Source organism: Bacillus sp. FSL W7-1582, assembly GCF_038593325.1.
Classification (GTDB): Bacteria; Bacillota; Bacilli; order Bacillales; family Bacillaceae; genus Bacillus; species Bacillus altitudinis.
In genome coordinates, this window is sequence record NZ_CP151987.1 from 2797898 (window position 1) to 2816535 (window position 18638).

Sequence of the window (18638 nt, forward strand, 5' to 3'; positions counted from 1 at the left end):
GTCATGAATCGTCCTCTTTTCTTTTGATCATGATATGAAGATCTTCTTCTTTTTCCTCACGAACTGCTTTTTTTGTTTTTTCGATTGTTAGCTCAATTTGCTTCAGCCTTAATCTTCGTTCATCTTTCGCATGAGCGAGCTCTTCAAACTGTTTAATCAGCCGTCTTAGCTCTCCCATTGCACGAGATTGGGCATTTAAAAAAGTAGCATGCCGATCCCATGAAAATTGAAACGAAAATTCCTCTGCCGTGATCTCTGGCTCTGGATGAATACCTTCGCCTGTTTCTTCCTCTAATGAAGAAGGCAAGTACGTCGCCTTTTTCAGTTCTTTGATCATGTCATCTTGATCTGCTACATGCATGATGCGCTGCGCTCGAATAATGGCTGCGTATTGAATTTGAATTTGATCCCAGATGATATCAAGAGATGTGCGCCCATCCATTTTTTCCATGATTTCAATCGTTTCATCTGAAAGAAATTGATGAAAGATCGAGTGCGCCTGCTTTGACGGTGTTTTTTGTCTTTGCCAGCCGTATCGTCTTTTCCATGATTTAACGGTATGGATGGAGACGTTGTATTGATCCGCTAGTTGCTGGTACGTCATCCCTTTCATATAATCCTGCTTAGCCTCTATCCGTTTATCTTTCATTTACATTCACCTGCCGCCTCCTTTTAGTTCGAATGATTCCCTGAAGAGGAATCATTTGTGCCGGGCTAGCAAACATTCGTTTGGTCTTTCTAACTATAGGTGGCAACTGTAAGACAAGCTTTTGAAGATTGAGTGATGAAAGAAAAAAAGCCTATTCAGCAGCTTTGAATAGGCGTTCTTGTACTTTTTTGGACATTTTGGTCCGAGCTCTTTCCATATGTTTTTGGACTGTTCCTTTTTTTACATCTAGCATAATCGCAATCTCACTAAATGACAGACCCTGCGTTGTGTGCATAAAAAACACGTCTTTCTCTCGATCTGTTAAAACAGACAAAGCTTCATCGATTCGCCTTTTATCCCGCTCACTTACCTCTCTTTCTTTCTCTTGAATGAGGGTGTATTCATGTGATAAAGCCTCTAATACCTCTTGATTAGCAAGAATGGTGCGCTGGTACACAGACCGTCTATCTAATCCTCTGCGTGCGCCTGGCTCTCTACCGATTTGAAGCCATTCCACCACGTATTCTAGATCGCTGACCATACTGGCGATCATTTTTTGATCATGTTTGTCCTGATCTGACATCTGTTTCTCTTCTTTGTCTTTCAATTGTTCATATCGTTTTCTGGCATCTTTTAAACTTCTTTTATATTCAATCAGTAAATCTTGCATCTATGCTCTCTCCCTTTTTTAAGAAAATAAAAAACGGACACCAATCAGCCCCTTTCTATAGGGTCTTGATCAGTGTCCGCAGGCTTTCCGTCTTGGACTTATTCAGTTGTTTTTGTTCATCAGACTAGCTGATTTTAAAACCAATCTCATGATCGACTCTTGCAAAATGCCCTTTTGCTGTTTGAATAATTGTTTTTCCATGCTCAGGTACATCCATCATATAAGCCGTTCCTACGTTTCCATCTAACACAATGACTTGAATCTTCCCTTTTTCCATTTCACCGACAAATGTCTGGTTTTCTTGAATCATGATTTGTTTTGGCTCGTTCATATGCTTGTCTCCTTATTTGGTGGTGAGGATCTCATATCATCACCCATCGTATTTAAAATGATTTCCATTCGAGGACGCATGCTATAAAACTGTGAAACTCTTAATTCTACAATCTGTAAAGAGGCGTCATCGGTAAAGGCATGAAGTGCTTCTTTTATATACTGCAAATTTGGTTGAAGAATGCTGATGTGTACCGGGCGTATCAAACCTTTTTCTGCAGATGTACGCGTGTCTTGGCTGTTCGCTAGATCAATGGGCATATTGTAAAATGAGCGAATGTCGAGTGATAATGCGCCTTTTATTCTGCTTGAGCATTGCGCTTTTGCGGCTGCTTGAATTCTGTTTATCAATGTCTCTTTTGTGCATAAATGTTCTTTTTCAATGATAAAATGAAGGACCATGCTACGATCTCCCGTCATCCTTCCCCCACTGCCGAATGTCTTGTTCGTTTTGACCCGCATTGAGTAAACATTTCAGGAATGTCATGATTTGCTTCAATCGATTCATGTCGCATTCATCCTTTCCTTCTTCTTGTCATCAACGGCTTTTTCTGCCATGAGGGTCATGTATGTGCGTTTTTCTTCTGCCGTGGGGAAAGCAAACATCGGCTCTTTTTGATGAAAAGTGATCCAGCCGCCAGCTTGTACTAGGCAATGCTGTGCTTCTTTTCGGGCATCAAATGTCATCTGATGTCTCATCATCATCAAATCCTTTCTCACGGTTCTCGTCCTCTAATCGATAACCATTTCGGGACATTTCATATGGCCAGTAACGTTTTGGATAGCCGAAATCATTCATTTGTGTCACCATCGGATGTTCGATATTCATTCTGTTTGTCTCCCCTTTTTAAGAACGGTCTTCCTTACGACTATTACTCTTTTTGTGTAACTTTTGACCAAAAAAAAGCTCTTGAACACCGATATTTAACAAATCTGCAATATGCTTGGCTATTTCTAAGCTGGGCTTTGTTCGGCCCATTTCTATATTTGCATAGCCACTCGTGTACTTATATCCAAGTTTTTTCGCCATATACGTTTGTGTTTTTCCTTGTAATATTCGTTCTTCTCGTAAATTTTCAAGTTTCATGTTTCCACCTCTTACTCATTATGTGTAAGTTATATTCATTATGATAATATACACAAAACGAGTAAGTCAATCATATTTTTATTCTTTTTGTGTATTTATTTATCTTTTCCGTGTAATTCATGATAAAATTTACACATAATATGAAAAAAGGTGTTTCCGATGGATAATTTGACTGGAAAGATTCTAACTGAATTAAGAGAGAAACATGGATGGAGTAAGTCTACCGTTGCCAAAAAACTCGGATTAAAGGCGATGTCAACCTATGCTAACTGGGAATATGGATTGAGAAAGCCAGATGGTGAAATGATTGTGAAAATCGCCGAGTTATACGGGGTCTCAACAGATTATCTTCTCACAGGTAAAGACAAAAACGCCTCTGATGACGATCTTGCAGATGATCCTGATTTGCAAATTGCGTTTAAAGCTGCCTCCGATTTTTCTGAAGAAGCACGAAGACAAACCATCGACTTTATTAACTACATTAGAGAGAAAGAGAAACAAAAAGGCCGTCAGCCAAAACAGACAGACGACAAATAAAAGATCTCTTTTTATAAAGCATCACATAGCTGGGTAGATACCCAGCTTTTTTTATGTCTCTTTTTCCTCCTAAAAAAGAATGACATATGAATAAAAAATCATGTGTTTTTTGGGTAAAATCGTCTTTCCCTACATAATATGTGACAATTTTCACCAAAAATACTCATTTTTCCACTTATTTTGATTGACATATAATTCTATTATTATTAATATATGTATATACCAAAAAAAGGAGTGTTACCGATGAAAAAATTAATGAAAGCTTGTACATTGTCTTTAGCTGCTTTAGGTGCTCTTACGTTCTTCCAAACTGAAGGTGCTCATGCAGCTGCACAGCCTAAAGAACCAGTTATAGCAAAAGCTCCTATTATGAATAAAGTGATTACAGTGAACCGCACACTTACTGTAGGTTCTTCAATTGCTGTCTCACTTCCAGCTAGCCAAATTTCTGTCTCAGGCGCAACGTATGCCATTCAATTAGACCAAACTGCTCCAAATTTCACTTGGATCCGTGCTGTACAACGCGGTTCTGTTACAGTGTCTTACTATAATTCACTAGGTGAGCTCGTCATTAACTATATTACTGTTCGTTAAGCGATTTTTTTCATATGAAAAGGCGATGACTACATGTTCATCGCCTTTTTGTGTTTTTTAATTAAGCCGCTTACCAGTGCTTGCCAATCTCTATCTATTATGTTAACTTTTAATAAAAATAAGTTTACATATTGAGAGGGGCTTATGATGGGAAAAATAACGTCTTTGTCTTGGGAAACGATCGTGAAGAAAGCCATCAATGATGAACCAATTACGATGGAAGAAGGTCTAAAAATTCTTGAAGCAGACGACGCAGAGTTGCTGCCTATTATGCATGCTGCTTATCAGGTGAGATTTCATTTTTTTCAAAAAAAGGTGAAATTAAATATGATCTTTAACGCCAAAAGCGGATATTGTCCTGAAAACTGCGGGTATTGTTCACAATCGGTGATTTCAACAGCTCTGCTTGAGAGATATACAATGCTTGACCAAAAAACCATTGTGGCCGGTGCGCGTGAGGCGTTAAAAAGAAAAGCGGGGACTTATTGTATTGTAGCAAGCGGGAGAGCACCTTCGCACCGTGAATTAGATGAAGTCACCGCAGCAGTAAAGGAAATTACTGAGACGATGCCTTTGAAGGTGTGTGCATGCCTTGGGTTATTAAATGAAGAAAAAGCGAAACGGCTGAAGGAAGCGGGTGTTCATCGGTATAATCATAATCTCAATACACATCAAGATCATCATGCTCAAATTACAACGACCCATACGTATGATGACCGCGTATCGACCATTGAGAAGGTCAAACAGTCAGGGATGTCACCATGTTCAGGGGTTATTATTGGAATGGGCGAAACCAATCAACAAATTGTCGAAATGGCTTTTGCGCTTAGAGCCCTTGATGCGGATTCGATTCCCGTCAACTTTCTCCATGCAATTGAAGGAACGCCTCTTGAACATCAAGAACGTACACATCCAATCAAAGCGTTGAAGGTTTTGGCACTGATGCGATTTATCAACCCGGCTAAGGAAATTCGAGTATCTGGGGGAAGAGAGTTTAATTTACGAACGCTTCAGCCTCTCGCATTATATGCAGCGAACTCTATTTTTGTAGGCGATTATTTAACGACAAAAGGACAGCAAGTTCAAACCGATCATCACATCATTGAAGATTTAGGTTTTGAAATAGAAGAATGTGCGCTTTAAAAAAAGTCTGCCGATGAATCGGCAGACTTTTGACGTTGAGATTAGAATCTTTTATGGAAATCGACAGTACCGCTTCCTTCTTCGCGGTCAAAGCTGCCAACAAAAGTCCAGTTAATATAGCCCCCGTCACCATTGTTGACAAACGTACCATCTTCAAATACCCAAATACCAAACGTAATGCCGTCATATTCAACACTATCATAATAAACAACATTGTTCAGTCCGCTAAAATCATGATCTTGGCTTAAGTTTTGAACAACTACGTTGTAATTTTGACCTGCTTCATAGAATGCACTGTATGCCGCATTTTTTACAAATCCATCACGATTTTGAGATGATTTTACTGCTTGTTCAATTTTATCGGCAATGGCTACTGGATCAATCGAGACACTTCCATCGACACCTGTTGTCGTAGCAGCTTCAGCCTTTTGACCAAAAGTCGTAAGAGATAAAGGGACAGCAACCATTGACGTAGCAATCATAGAGCTAACAAAAAATTTACTTGTTTTCCTCATTATTTCTAACTCCTCCTTTAATTGGTATGTTTATGTACTACCCTTTTCTTTGTCACTTAAACACTAATTTAAGAAAAAACTTCTTTTTCTACCAATTAAGAGGCTGTTTTTACTGTTTAAAAGAGCAAAACAACAAAAAAACTACTCTTTTAAAAGAGTAGTTTTCCATCATTACATAAACATGATGAATAAAATCAGACCTAGGATGATTCGGTAGATCGCAAAAGGCACAAGTTTGATTTTATTAATCAGTTTTAGGAAGAATCGAACAACAAAGAGAGCCACAATAAACGCACTCACAAAGCCCACAATAAAGAATGGAAGCATGTCTGTTGTTAAATATTCGGCATTTTTAACAAGTGTTAAGAGGCTTGCTCCCGCCATAATCGGCATGGCCATAATAAACGTAAAGTCAGCCGCCGCTCGGTGATTCAGTCCAAGAATAACACCACCTGCTATTGTAGAACCTGAACGCGAGAAGCCTGGCCATAGTGCTAAACATTGAAATAGCCCGATATACAGCGCTTGTCTGTACGTCATATTATCCACAGAGCTTGTTTCTGTTTTACGTTTATTGATCCAATCAGCGACAAGCATCAGCACAGCCCCTAAAATCAAACCGACAGCGACCGTTCTCACATCAAACAAATATTTATCAATATAATCTTCAAATAAGAATCCTAAAATGACGGCTGGGACGAGTCCAACAGCAATTTGAGCAATGGTCAGCTTATGTCCGCTGCGTTTTTGTTCTTCTGTGATATTTTTCTTTAAGCCTAATAAGTTCAAAATACGATCTTTGAACACGATCATGACAGCTAAAATAGAACCTAACTGAATCACGACTTTAAATGTGTTTGCAGCCTCTGGCGTAATGATGTCTTTTGATTTTAGCCAAAGATCATCAACAATGATCATATGCCCTGTAGACGAGACAGGTGCATACTCTGTTAATCCCTCGACAATTCCTAAAACCAGTGCCACGAATAAATCCCATAGATTCATGATTTTCTTTCCTTTCAATTCTGATCTTTTGAAGGCAAACATCTATGTCCACATAAAGACAAGCTTTCTTTTTCGAAAGCTCGTCTTTATGATACTATATTTTTTTCTAAAAAAGATTATGACATCAAACCTTTTCTTCTTTATACAAATTGGATCGCATTTTGAACCAATCAAACAGGTGGGTCGTGATCACTTTCAGAACGGCATACGTCGGAATCGCAACAATGATGCCGACGACGCTGAACAATTTACCTGCTGTTAATAGAACAAAAATAATCGTAATCGGATGGATATGAAGGTTTTTCCCCATGACCTGAGGAGAAATGAATTTCCCTTCAATAAGTTGAACCACTGTCCAGACAATGATGAGTTTTAAAAGCATCACTGGTGATGTCACAAGCGCAATCACAATCGCTGGTGTAATCGCAATGGTTGGACCAAGGTATGGCACTACACTTGTACATGCCGCAATAATCGCCAGCAGCAGCGCATAGTCAAGTCCAATAATCATATAGCCAATTAAAAGAAGAATACCGATACAGAAGCTGACAATGATCTGCCCGCGTATATAAGAACTTAGACGATGGTTCATTTCGTGAAGCACGATATGAGTATGGTCTCTAAACTTATTCGGGATAAATTTCAAGAAATAGTCAGGCAGTTTTTTGCCGTCTTTTAATAGATAAAACAGAATGAACGGAACCGTCACGATCGAGATGATAATTTCAGTAAGCGCCCCTAAGAAAGTGCCGACTCCGGTAAAAGTACTTTCCAAAATCTTCGTCGCTTGACTTGACGCTTTACTCACCAATTCAGAGACGTTAAAGTTCATCGTTTTCTGCACTTGACTAATAAAGTTGCTTCCAGTTAATTGTCTAATCTGTTCTTCTACCGTATCAACGTATTTTGGCAGATTATGAAACAGACTCATCGTTTGTGCTTGTAAAAAAGGAATAATAGATACAATGGTCACTGTAATGATCCCAATAATGACGATATATAAAAGCAAAATCGAAAAGATCCGTTTGACCTTAAATCTCTCTAATAAATTCACAATTGGATTTAATAAATAATACACAACCCCCGTTAAAATAATCGGTAAGGCAATGGTTTTGATGAGTACAATGAGCGGTGTGAAAATAAAAGATGCTTTCATGAAAACAAGGATATTCAACCCTATTAATAGCAGGATGAGTAAAAAGAGAACAAACTTGTTATCAAGAAAAAATTTTCTAAATCGACTGCTCCACATTTGCATAGAATTCATATCTTTCCTCCAAACACGGGCTATTTTATTAGTAAATTGTACACTACTTGATCATCTTTTTGTGATCATTGTTTTAGCTTTTTTTTCATGTTTCGCAATGGACATGGCCCATCCAATCAAAATCGGTTGTCCGATTAATCTCATCCATAACAAGGCTTGTTCTGTGCTCTCTTGCCCTGGAAATGGAATCCCTTCTCTCGCAGCAAATAGGTTCGCAGGGAAAATGAGCACCAGATAGACAGCGATCATTTTTGCTGCCACAATCCTTACGTTTGGAAGAAGCAGTAATACGGCCAGCAGCCATTCCAAGCATGCGGTGGCATAAATGATGCCATAGGGAAATGGCCATCCAGACATCATGCGGGCAAAGCCGCTTGGCTCTATCACATGAAAAACACCGGCTGCTATAAATAAAAGCGCGAATGCGTATGTACTTCCTATATGTAGGATGCGCTTCATGTTCGTTTCCTCCTCCCTCCTTCTCAAGTATTACCCGAATGAAGGAGGAAACTATCCACTTTTCGTACATTTATATTCTTTATGTAAGACGCATCAGCTAAGGTAAAGGTTTCATCCGCTTTTCAATAAAAAAGAAGATTCTTTCATACAAACGCTTTCAAAGCATGTATAATCAGAGAAAAGCAGAAGGAGGGAATGTGATGATTCGATTTGCTGTCATCGGAACGAATTGGATTACAGATCGATTCTTACAGGCTGGTGAAGGAGTGGCGGATTTTACATGTACGGCCGTCTATTCTCGGTCTGCTGAAAAAGGACAGGCATTTGCAGACAAGTATGGCATTGATACCGTCTTTACTAATTTACAACAAATGGCGGCAAGTGATGCGTTTGATGCTGTGTATATCGCAAGTCCAAACGCCCTTCACAAAGAGCAAGCGATGCTGATGATGGCGCATCAAAAACATGTATTATGTGAAAAACCATTGGCCTCTCACCGGAAAGAGGCTGAAGAAATGATTGCTGCTGCGAAAAAATATCAGGTGTGCTTAATGGAAGCGATGAAGACCACATTTCTGCCGAATTTTCTTCAAATCAAACAGCATCTTGATCAACTAGGCCCCATTCGGCAAGTGATCGCTCATTACTGTAAATATTCCTCAAGATACGATGCCTACCGAAACGGTGAGATTCCAAATGCTTTTAAGCCGGAATTATCCAATGGCTCCTTAATGGACATCGGCGTGTATCTTGTCTTTCCCATCATTTATTTATTCGGGCTGCCACATCAAATCACCGCGAGAGGCTATACACTTTCTTCTGGAGTAGATGGGAGCGGTTCATTACTTTTACAATATGAAGGACATCAAGCACTTCTTTTCCATTCAAAAATCTCAACATCTCATGTATCTGCTGAAATTCAAGGGGAGGATGCCACGATGGTGATTGATCAATTCCATCGCCCTTCTCGTATCATCATCCATGATCGGAATGGACAGCAAACCGATATTTCTATCAAAGATGATCAACCGGCTATGTATTATGAAATCGATCACTTCATTCAATGCATCAAGCAAAAAAAGGGACAGTCTCCAATCAATACATTTGCCTTATCCGTTCAAACCATGTCCGTCATGGACGAGGCGAGAAGACAAATGGGCATTATCTATCCAGCCGACAGACAAATGTAATGAGGCATTGAATGAACAAAGGGCGTTTTACAGCCCTTTGTTTGTTCATGTGAATCTAGTTTGCCGCTAATACATCGGCAAATGCTTTCACATATGGCGGAAGGTCCGGCGGGCGTCTGCTAGATACAATATGACCATCTGTCACAACGGCTTCATCAAACCATTCTGCTCCAGCATTCGTCATATCATCTTTAATACCAGGTGTACTCGTTACTTTTTTACCTTTCAGGATACCAGCTGAAATGAGCACCCAGCCGGCATGACAGATTTGTCCGATCGGTTTGCCCTTTGCATCAAACGTACGAACGATGTCTAATACTTCTGGATATCGGCGCAGTTTATCGGGCGCCCATCCCCCAGGAACGAGAACCGCATCATAATCATCTGCTTGAATGGAATAGAAGTCTGCATCTGATACAGCCGGCACTCCGTACTTCCCGATATATTCATGATCTGCTTTTTCGCCTACGAGATGGACAGTTGCCCCCTCTTCTCTTAATCGCAAAACGGGATACCATAGCTCTAAATCTTCAAAATCATCACTGACTAACGCAATGACCTTCTTATTTGATAAACGCATAACATCTCTCCTTTTCTTCGGATTTCCTCTATTGTACGAGATCATCTCTTAAAAAGAAAAGCGGTTCCCCTTGAGGAGAACCACTTTCCATTATTCACTGATCTTGAATTTTTTAATTAAGTCACGCAATTCTTCCGCCATTTGGGAAAGCGTCGTCGAAGAAGAACTAATCTCTTCCATTGATGCCAGCTGTTCTTCTGCTGATGCTGCGATATCTTGAATACTTGCTGAACTCTCTCTCGATACATCTGCAATTTCATTCACTGCTTTAGAAATTTGCTCAGATCCTTTTGAAAGCTCACGAACTGTCGTATTCATTTCATTGATTCTTGTCGCAATTTCTGCCGTTTGCTGATTGATTTGTGAGAAGCTTTCTTTTGTTTGGTCTGTAATTGATAGGCCATTTTTTACTTCTTCATTCACAGATTTGAACATATTTTGAGACGTTTCTATTTCAGAGACAATTTCTTTGACGAGTTTTTCAATCTCTTTTGCAGAATCTGATGATTGAACCGCCAGCTTACGGACTTCTTCTGCTACAACCGAGAAGCCTCTGCCTGACTCGCCCGCACGTGCTGCTTCAATGGCTGCATTCAGAGCCAGTAAATTCGTTTGATCTGCTATACCGTTAATGACACCTAAAATGTTGGTGATATCTTTTGATTTATGCTCTAATCCGTTGATCACACTTTCAGCTTCTTTCACTGAATGATCAATCGTTTTCATTTGGCCAACTGTCTGTTCAACAAGCTGTCCGCCTGTTTCTGCGACTGTTTTTGATTGAACCGATGATTCTGTAATGACATCAGATGTTTGTGCAACTTCATTTAGCCCTTCGTTCATTTGTTTCAAGTGGGCTGCACTTTGTTCCACCATTTCACTTTGATTTTCGTTTCCGTTCGAGAATGTTTCAATGGATGATGTAATATGTTCGGTTGCTTTTGTCGTTTGACCTGCACTTGCCGTCAGTTCTTCAGACGATGACGCCACGTTTTCAACAGATGTCTGTACAGCTTGGATGACGTCTCTGAGTGACTCACTCATTTCATTAAAACTTGTACCGAGCTGACCAATTTCATCCTTTGATTTAACATCAATTTTTTCTGTTAAATCTCCTTCGCTAATCTTCTTAGAAGAGGAGACAAGCATGGAAAGTGGTTTTGTAATAGAACGGATGATAAAGAAGATGAGAATACCGCCAATGATGAGCGCACCAGCTAATATAATGGCCGCCATGTTGAAGACTGGCTGCGCCGCTTCTTCTACTTCACTGACAAACATTGTACCGGCAATTTTCCAACCAGTCGCTTTGTTTGTTGTGAACTCCATTTGCTTTTCTTTCCCTTCAAACATATAACTCATTGAACCTTTGTCTTGTGTATAAAGCTTGTCTACCCAATCACCTGTTAATTTTGTTCCTGCTTTTTTCGTTGGATGTGCCACGTATGTTCGATCTGGGCTTCCGATAAAAGCATGACCTTCTTTACCAATATTGATACTATTAGACTCTTTTACTAGATTCGCAATGTCCAGGTTCATGGCAATAACACCAGAACCGTCCTCTAGTTTTTTAGAAATCGTCACAACAAGTGTACCAGTTGATGCGGTTGGGTATGGAGCGGAAACAGACAGCTCACCGTTTTTCGCCCAGCCATCTTTGTACCAATCCCGCTCAGTTGCGACATAATCAGCAGGCATTTTTTGATTTGGATATCTTGAGAACACTTTTCCATCACTTGAAGCAACAAAGATGCCTTCTGTGTCATCATTCATGCTCATGAATTGCTCAAAGCGCCCTTGAATATCAGTCGTTCCTTTTTGCCCCAGCTTTTTCTTCGTAATCCATTTGCTAAAGAAATCGGCTGCGTCTGTTTTTACTTTCACAACCTTCGTAATGTTTTTGTCCAGCTGTTCTACATTTTCCTTTGCACTTTGCATGATTTGATCATTTAAAGAGGTGCTCGCCGTATGATATGAAGAGAATGCCAATACGATAATTGGGCATAAAAGAATAAATAAGAAAGAGAAAACGAGCTTTTTTGATATAGATGGTTTTTTGAAATACTGTATGAAATTCATAAAAAAGAAAACTCCTTTTAGTAAGATAGTATATATATCGGAAGTACTACTAGGTTCTTTACTTTTTTAATTTATTAAAGTCTAGATAAGTCCAAAATACCCAAATTATGTGCAAAGAACGGAAAAACACCTGACGTCAAAACGTCAGGTGTTCTACTATGACTCTTATATTTTAAATTGTTTGATGAGCTCTCTCAGTTCTTCTGCCATTTGAGATAAAGTGGCGGAAGATGAGCTGATCTCTTCCATTGATGCCAGTTGTTCTTCTGCTGAAGCCGCAATATCTTGGAAACCTGCGGAACTTTCACGTGAAAGCTCTTTGATTTGATTGACTGCTTGTGAAATATCGTTTGAGCCATGAGAAAGTTCTTGGGCTGACCCGTTCATTTGTTTCATTTGTTCTGTCATTTCTGATGTCTTATGGGTGATTTTCTCAAAACTCACTTTCGTTTCATCTGTAATGTTTAATCCAGATTGAACTTCACCTGCTACTTGTCTAAACATCTTCTGCGACTTTTCAATTTCATCTACGATTTCGTTCGTTAGGCTTTCAATTTCTTTTGAAGAGCTGCCTGATTGCTCTGCCAACTTGCGGACTTCTTCAGCGACCACAGAGAAGCCTCTTCCTGCCTCACCTGCACGTGCTGCTTCTATCGCTGCATTTAAAGCAAGGAGGTTCGTCTGATCTGCAATGCCATTGATAACTCCAAGAATGCTTGTAATGTTCTTAGATTTCTGTTCTAGCCCTGCAATCACAAGCTCTGCTTCTTTCACTGCTTGTTCAATCGTTTGCATTTGACCTGCTGTTTTTTGAACGAGCTCTCCACCAGCCTGAGCGGTTTTGCTAGACTCAATAGATGATTCCATCATATGAGAAGTCGTGTTGACCATATGTGATAAGCTTCGATCCATGTCGTTTAACTGGACAGAGCTTTTTTCGATCATCTCATTTTGATGTTCATTGCTGTTTGAGAACTGTTCAATAGATGAGGTAATATGCTCAGTCGCTTGGGCTGTCTGTCCTGCACTAGCCGTTAATTCTTCAGATGAGGCAGCAACATTTTCAATTGAATTCTGGACGGCTTGAATGACTTGTTTCAGCTTTGCCGACATATCGTTAAAGCTCTGTGCAAGCTTGCCGATTTCATCGTGAGTGCGCACCTCGATATGCTGGGTGAGATCCCCCTGACTGATTTTCTCAGCCGATTCAGAGAGCTCTATGAGTGGTTTTCGGATCGATTTAATAATAAAATAAATCGCGATTCCACCGATGACAATCGCAGCAGCTAGGATGATCATGGTTAAGTCAAGCACTGGCTGTGCGGCTTCCTTCACTTCGTTGACATACATTGTTCCCGCAAGCTTCCAGCCTGTCGCTTCATTTGTGTCATAAAACATTTGCTTCGGCTGTCCGTTGAATTCATATTCGAAACTGCCTTTTTTATTGTGATACATCTTTTCGATGAAATCGCCTGTCAGTTTCGTCCCGGCCTTTTCCGTTTTATGAGCAATGTAACGTTGGTCTGAGGTAGCGACAAACGCATAACCTTCTTGACCAATTTTGATGCTGTTTGTATCTTTCACAATCGTGTTCAATCGTACATTTATACCAATGACACCAGAACCATCTGCTAACTGTTCTGATATTGTGATGAGCAGGTCATCTGATGACTTGTCTGTAAAAGGATCTGAAATGATGAGTTTGTCATCTCCCATTGATTGTTGAAACCATGGTTCATTTTTTGCGCTTTTGGCACTGCCTTTATGAATCTCTGAATATTCAGTTAGTTTACCATTCTGATCTGCAACAAATACTTCTACGACATCGTCGTCTGTTTCCGATAGTTGCTCTAATTTCACCTTAAGTAAATCCTTATTTTTAGAGGCCAGTTCCTTTTTTTTCACCGATTTAGATAAATATGAAACAATATCAATTTTAGGCTGTACATCTTTATTGATCAATTCATTTAATTGATTCACACCATTTGCAGCGCTAGACATAATCTCATCATTGAGAGACTTAGACGCCACTTCATAGGAAAATGCGGCCAACACAAGAATGGGCACTAGGAGAATCGCTAAGAATGCAGTAATTAATTTCTTTGACATCGTAAAGTGCTTAAAAAAGTTGATTTTTTTCATGACTCTACTCCTTTTGGTTTATGATTTGGGATCATCCCCCTCTATTTTTAGGTAATACGGATTATTTTTCAAGGTGTAATGCTCGAAAACTCATCAAAATAAGCATATTTACCTATTTCTTTCGTTATATTCAGTTCAAAAAAGAACCCCCTAGCTGGAGGTTCTTTTCATTTTGTTTATTCGACTTTAAATTTGCTAATCAAATCACGTAATTCTTCTGCCATTGAAGATAGGGTGGCAGAGGATGAGCTGATCTCTTCCATTGATGCCAGCTGTTCTTCAGCTGAAGCGGCAATGTCTTGAATATTGGCGGAGCTTTCACGTGATACGTCTGCAATCTCACGGACAGCCTCAGAAACATGTGCAGATCCTTTTGACAGCTGGACAACTGTTCGATTCATTGTTTGGAGCTGATCTGAGATTTCTTTGGTCATGTCGAAAATATTGTGGAAGCTGACTTTCGTTTGTTCAGTAAAGCTTAAGCCTGATTGAACTTCTTGATTTACTGCTGTGAATACTTCTTGTGATACATCAATATCTTGAACGATTTCTTTGATTAAGTTTTCAATTTCTTTCGCTGAGTTGGCAGATTGAACAGCAAGTTTTCTTACTTCTTCTGCTACAACGGAGAAGCCTCGACCAGATTCGCCAGCTCTTGCTGCCTCAATCGCTGCATTCAGCGCAAGTAAATTCGTTTGATCTGCGATGCCATTAATGACACCAAGAATCTGGGTAATATCTTTTGATTTGCTTTCCAGCGCACTGATGACATTCTCTGCTTTTTTCACTGATTGATCAATCACGTTCATTTGAGAGGCGGTTTTTTCTACTAGCTGTCCGCCTTCTCCTGCAATCTCTGTTGATTTGATGGATGAAGCGGTAATCGATTCAGCCGACTCGTTCATGTGCTGAAGGCCTCTGTTCATTTCTTCTAACTCTTCTGAGCTTGATTCCACTTTATCATTCTGGCTTTCGTTACCAGTAGAGAATTGTTCAATGGCTAATGTAATATGCTCTGTTGCTTTACTTGTTTGTCCTGCGCTTGCGGTCAGTTCTTCTGATGAAGAAGCGACATTTTCAACGGAGGTTTGGACGGCACCAATGAGGGATCTTAATGAGTCAATCATCGTATTAAAGCCTTTACCAACTTGTCCTATTTCATCATCTGATTGAATCTGAAGTTTATCACGTAAATCACCATCGCTGACCTTTTTCGAGAAACGGGCAAGATTGGATAATCTACTTGAAATAGAGCGGACAATAAAGAAGATGAGGGTTCCTGCTACGATCAGTGTCACACTGAACACAATAATGGCTGTATTGAAAACGGGTTTAGCTGCATCCTCTACTTCTGATACGAGCATCGTTCCGCCGATTTTCCAGCCGGTTAGTTCATTGGTGACATACGCCACCTTTTTATCTGTTCCATTGAGTGTATAGCTGCCGTTTCCTTGTTTGTTTTTAAAAATAATGTTCGCCAAATTCTCACTGACTTTGCTTCCAGCCTTTTGGGTTGGATCTGCTAACACGGTTTTATCCTTCTCCATGATGAAAGCATATCCTTTTTGACCTATTTTGATTTCTTTTAGCTTTTGAATGAGGCTGTCAATTTCCATATCAAGACCAATTACCCCTGAGCCATCTTTCGTTTTTTGGGCAATGGTGATGACCATTTTACCTGTAGATGCTGCGACGTATGGCTTCGTGATGACTTGTTTACCATCAGCACTCATGGCCTCTTGATACCATGGACGCTCTCTCGGATCATAGCCATCAGGCATTTTTTGAACTGGGTATTGCATGAACAAGCCCTTTTCTGAACCTGCATAAATGGCTGAGACATCTTTTTCATTAATTTTTCCGTATTGCTGCAATTCTTTAATGGTAGCTTTTCTATTTTTTTCTTGAAGATTAGCCGCTTTGAGATCATCTGTAAACAGGGTCACAGCCTCTGCCTTGTTCCCAATATTCTCATCGATTAAGGTATCAAATGCATTGACCTGACTCATCGCACTGCCCATAATCTGTTTGTCTAACTCTGTCTTTGATGTGAAAAACGCACTAATGGTCAGTGCAACAGTTGGCAGTATTAGGACTACCAAAAAGGCAATAACTAATTTTTTAGAAATGGATGGTTTTTTGAACCATTGGATCATTTTTCCCATTTTCTCTTTCCCCCTTTACTTCTCTAAAGTTATTATCGGATGAAAGGTTTATTTTTAGAGGGCTGGAAATGACGTTTAAAAATAAAAAAAATACCCAGACAATTCTGGATATTTTTTCATCGTTTTTTAATCAATTTTAAATTGACTTGTCAGCTCTTTTAGTTCCTCAGCCATATTGGCAAGTGTGACAGAAGAGGACGAAATTTCTTCCATAGATGCCAATTGTTCTTCAGCAGATGCCGCAATATCTTGAATGTTCGCCGCACTTTCTCTTGAAACTTGACGCATCTCCTGCATAGCTTGTGACACAAGTTTTGATCCGCTTGATAGGTCAACCGCTGTATCATTTAATTGAGTGAGCTTTTTCGACATACCTTCTGCCGCCTCATAGATGTTTTGGAAGCTTTCTTTTGCTTCTTCTGTCATCCCAAGTCCTGCATTTACTTCTCGGTTAACAGCTTTGAACATCTCTTGAGATTTGGAAATTTCCAACACAATTTCTTGGATCAGCTTTTCAATTTCTTTCGCTGAATCTGCGGATTGGACCGCTAGTTTTCTGACTTCCTCTGCTACGACAGAGAAGCCGCGCCCTGATTCACCTGCTCTTGCTGCTTCAATGGCTGCATTGAGTGCAAGTAAATTCGTTTGATCTGCGATGCCATTAATGACATTTAAAATGCTCGTAATATCTTTAGACTTGTATTCTAATTCTTTCATGACTTGTTCTGCTTCTTGTACAGATGTGTCGATATGTTTCATTTGATTCGCTGTGCTTTCAACGATACGTCCGCCTTGTCCAGCCGCTTCTGTCGATTGAATGGAGACAGCAGTCACTTCTGATGAAGTTTGTGACATACCTTGTAATCCTTCATTCATTGCGACAAGCTGATTCGTGCTAGATTCGACTTTCTCATTTTGTGCTTCATTCCCATTTGAGAATTGTTCAATCGACATGGTGATATGCTCTGTCGCCTGACTTGTTTGGCTGGCACTAGCAGTCAGCTCTTCTGAAGCTGAAGCCACATTGTCGACAGATTGCTGGACCGCTCGAATAACTTCACGCAAAGATTCACTCATCTTACTAAAGCTTCTTGTGAGGTCTCCTATTTCATCCTTCGATTTGGTTTCGAGGGTTTCCGTTAGATCCCCTTCACTCACCTTTTCTGAGAAATCAACAAGCCTTCTAAGTCCAATTGTGATGGAGCGAACGATAAAGAAGATAGCGATACCGCCAAGGATAAAAGAAGAAATTAAAAGAATAATGGCAGAATTCCAAACTGGCTGTGCTGCTTCTTCTGTTTCTGATACAAACATCGTTCCAGCAATTTTCCAACCTGTTAAATCATTTGTCACAAAAACGAGGCGTTTTTGCTCTCCTTTATTCTCATAAGTTGATGTTCCTTCTTTGCCGCTGTAAAGGATTGATGAAATATTTTCTGTAACTGCAGAGCCTGATTTTTCTTCTGGGTGAGCTACAATCTGTTTGTTTTTATTTGCAATAATTGGATATCCTTCTCGTCCAATTTTAATATCTTTGATTTTATCGACGATATCTTGAACATCAATATCAATCCCAATGGCTCCCGACCCGTCCTTCAGACGCTGAGCGATTGTGACAACCATGCCGTTTGTTGTGGCAGAGATGTATGGATTGGTGACCACAGGTTCGCCTTTTTCGTCCTGCATCGCCGCTTTATACCAATCACGAGTTGTTGGATCATAGCCTTTTGGCATGTCCACTTTAGGGAACTGAATAAAATCACGATTTTTACTTGCTGCATAAAATCCAACTACATCATCTTCATTGATTTTACTGTATATCTCAAAATGCTCATACAGTTCGTCCTGGTTTTTCTTTTTAAAGTCTGCAGCACTGGATGTTTCGGTAAACAGTTTGACTGCGTTCTCCTTATTCAAGAGCTTTTGCTCGATCATGTCATTCAGCTCATTGACTCTTGCGTTGGCTCCGTACATGATTTCATGATCTAATTCTTCTTTGGCAATCTGATATGAAATCGTACTGAGTGTAATGATAGGCAAGACGAGAACAAGTGTGAATGAAATAATCAGCCTTTTAGAAATCGATGGTTTTTTCAACCATTTTATGATACTTTTCATGTTTTTCCTCCTTTTAAACGTTATGTTTTATATCGGACAGCTTCATATTATTTTCATGTTTTTCAAATAAAAAGGATGCCTTTTTGTTTATTTTCACAAATTGATTCC

The 18638-nt window shown here is 39.7% G+C and carries 20 protein-coding genes; 4 read left to right on the forward strand and 16 right to left on the reverse strand.

Annotation, left to right across the window (positions count from 1 at the left end; all coding sequences use genetic code 11):
- Position 1: 1 nt before the first annotated feature.
- The 7 genes from terS to NSQ11_RS14540 all read right to left on the reverse strand — a co-directional run bounded on the left by terS (position 2) and on the right by NSQ11_RS14540 (position 2736).
- Positions 2-649, reverse strand: coding sequence for a phage terminase small subunit (gene terS, locus NSQ11_RS14510; RefSeq protein WP_058213668.1), 648 nt, complete (start codon positions 647-649; stop codon positions 2-4).
- Between the two features lie 151 nt (positions 650-800).
- Positions 801-1319: a sigma-70 family RNA polymerase sigma factor gene (locus NSQ11_RS14515; RefSeq protein WP_017358981.1), complete on the reverse strand. Its 519-nt coding sequence runs from the start codon at positions 1317-1319 to the stop codon at positions 801-803.
- Positions 1320-1443: 124 nt separating this feature from the next.
- Positions 1444-1650, reverse strand: coding sequence for an XtrA/YqaO family protein (locus tag NSQ11_RS14520; protein WP_045034528.1), 207 nt, complete (start codon positions 1648-1650; stop codon positions 1444-1446).
- Complete coding sequence (locus NSQ11_RS14525; protein ID WP_342501141.1) at positions 1647-2051, reverse strand: holliday junction resolvase; 405 nt, start codon at positions 2049-2051, stop codon at positions 1647-1649. The genes NSQ11_RS14520 and NSQ11_RS14525 overlap by 4 nt, the downstream gene beginning before the upstream one ends.
- A 102-nt stretch (positions 2052-2153) precedes the next feature.
- The gene (locus NSQ11_RS14530) at positions 2154-2348 is read right to left on the reverse strand and encodes a hypothetical protein (RefSeq protein WP_225310417.1); all 195 of its coding nucleotides are present in this window, start codon (positions 2346-2348) and stop codon (positions 2154-2156) included.
- Complete coding sequence (locus NSQ11_RS14535; protein ID WP_008344135.1) at positions 2326-2478, reverse strand: hypothetical protein; 153 nt, start codon at positions 2476-2478, stop codon at positions 2326-2328. Before NSQ11_RS14535 ends, NSQ11_RS14530 begins: the two co-directional genes overlap by 23 nt.
- Before the next feature lie 18 nt (positions 2479-2496).
- Entirely contained in the window at positions 2497-2736 is a 240-nt protein-coding gene (locus NSQ11_RS14540) for a helix-turn-helix transcriptional regulator (protein WP_008344138.1), read from the reverse strand.
- Between the two features lie 159 nt (positions 2737-2895).
- Here NSQ11_RS14540 and NSQ11_RS14545 point away from each other — a divergent pair, with 159 nt between their 5' ends.
- From NSQ11_RS14545 to bioB, 3 genes are all read left to right on the forward strand, one after another.
- Positions 2896-3273, forward strand: a complete 378-nt coding sequence (locus NSQ11_RS14545) for a helix-turn-helix transcriptional regulator (protein WP_007500560.1) — start codon at positions 2896-2898, stop codon at positions 3271-3273.
- A 243-nt stretch (positions 3274-3516) separates the two neighbouring features.
- Positions 3517-3867, forward strand: a complete 351-nt coding sequence (locus tag NSQ11_RS14550) for a hypothetical protein (protein WP_003213146.1) — start codon at positions 3517-3519, stop codon at positions 3865-3867.
- Positions 3868-4014: 147 nt separating this feature from the next.
- Positions 4015-5010, forward strand: coding sequence for a biotin synthase BioB (gene bioB / locus NSQ11_RS14555; protein ID WP_017358975.1), 996 nt, complete (start codon positions 4015-4017; stop codon positions 5008-5010).
- Positions 5011-5051: 41 nt separating this feature from the next.
- Here the strand turns inward: bioB and NSQ11_RS14560 are convergent, their stop codons facing one another.
- The 4 genes from NSQ11_RS14560 to NSQ11_RS14575 form a co-directional block, all read right to left on the reverse strand.
- A complete protein-coding gene (locus tag NSQ11_RS14560; RefSeq protein WP_007500557.1) occupies positions 5052-5525 on the reverse strand; it encodes a hypothetical protein in 474 nt (157 codons plus the stop codon).
- A 171-nt stretch (positions 5526-5696) separates the two neighbouring features.
- Entirely contained in the window at positions 5697-6530 is an 834-nt protein-coding gene (locus NSQ11_RS14565) for an undecaprenyl-diphosphate phosphatase (RefSeq protein ID WP_035390159.1), read from the reverse strand.
- Positions 6531-6654: 124 nt separating this feature from the next.
- Complete coding sequence (locus NSQ11_RS14570) at positions 6655-7797, reverse strand: AI-2E family transporter (RefSeq protein ID WP_007500555.1); 1143 nt, start codon at positions 7795-7797, stop codon at positions 6655-6657.
- 51 nt (positions 7798-7848) lie between these two features.
- Positions 7849-8256 (reverse strand): DoxX family protein, encoded by a 408-nt coding sequence (locus NSQ11_RS14575; RefSeq protein ID WP_135226211.1) that lies wholly within the window; start codon positions 8254-8256, stop codon positions 7849-7851.
- A gap of 200 nt (positions 8257-8456) precedes the next feature.
- Between NSQ11_RS14575 and NSQ11_RS14580 the strand changes: the two genes are divergently transcribed.
- Positions 8457-9446, forward strand: coding sequence for a Gfo/Idh/MocA family oxidoreductase (locus NSQ11_RS14580; RefSeq protein ID WP_019743561.1), 990 nt, complete (start codon positions 8457-8459; stop codon positions 9444-9446).
- Positions 9447-9501: 55 nt separating this feature from the next.
- Here the strand turns inward: NSQ11_RS14580 and NSQ11_RS14585 are convergent, their stop codons facing one another.
- The 5 genes from NSQ11_RS14585 to NSQ11_RS14605 form a co-directional block, all read right to left on the reverse strand.
- The gene (locus tag NSQ11_RS14585; protein ID WP_008344162.1) at positions 9502-10026 is read right to left on the reverse strand and encodes a type 1 glutamine amidotransferase domain-containing protein; all 525 of its coding nucleotides are present in this window, start codon (positions 10024-10026) and stop codon (positions 9502-9504) included.
- Between the two features lie 90 nt (positions 10027-10116).
- A complete protein-coding gene (locus tag NSQ11_RS14590) occupies positions 10117-12105 on the reverse strand; it encodes a methyl-accepting chemotaxis protein (RefSeq protein ID WP_008344163.1) in 1989 nt (662 codons plus the stop codon).
- 165 nt (positions 12106-12270) lie between these two features.
- On the reverse strand, positions 12271-14247 hold the full coding sequence (locus NSQ11_RS14595; protein ID WP_144610073.1) for a methyl-accepting chemotaxis protein: 1977 nt from the start codon (positions 14245-14247) through the stop codon (positions 12271-12273).
- A gap of 176 nt (positions 14248-14423) precedes the next feature.
- Positions 14424-16412 carry a methyl-accepting chemotaxis protein gene (locus NSQ11_RS14600; RefSeq protein WP_099496710.1) on the reverse strand — a complete coding sequence of 663 codons (1989 nt, stop codon included), beginning with the start codon at positions 16410-16412 and terminating at the stop codon, positions 14424-14426.
- Between the two features lie 126 nt (positions 16413-16538).
- Complete coding sequence (locus NSQ11_RS14605) at positions 16539-18530, reverse strand: methyl-accepting chemotaxis protein (protein ID WP_008345759.1); 1992 nt, start codon at positions 18528-18530, stop codon at positions 16539-16541.
- Positions 18531-18638 lie beyond the last annotated feature (108 nt).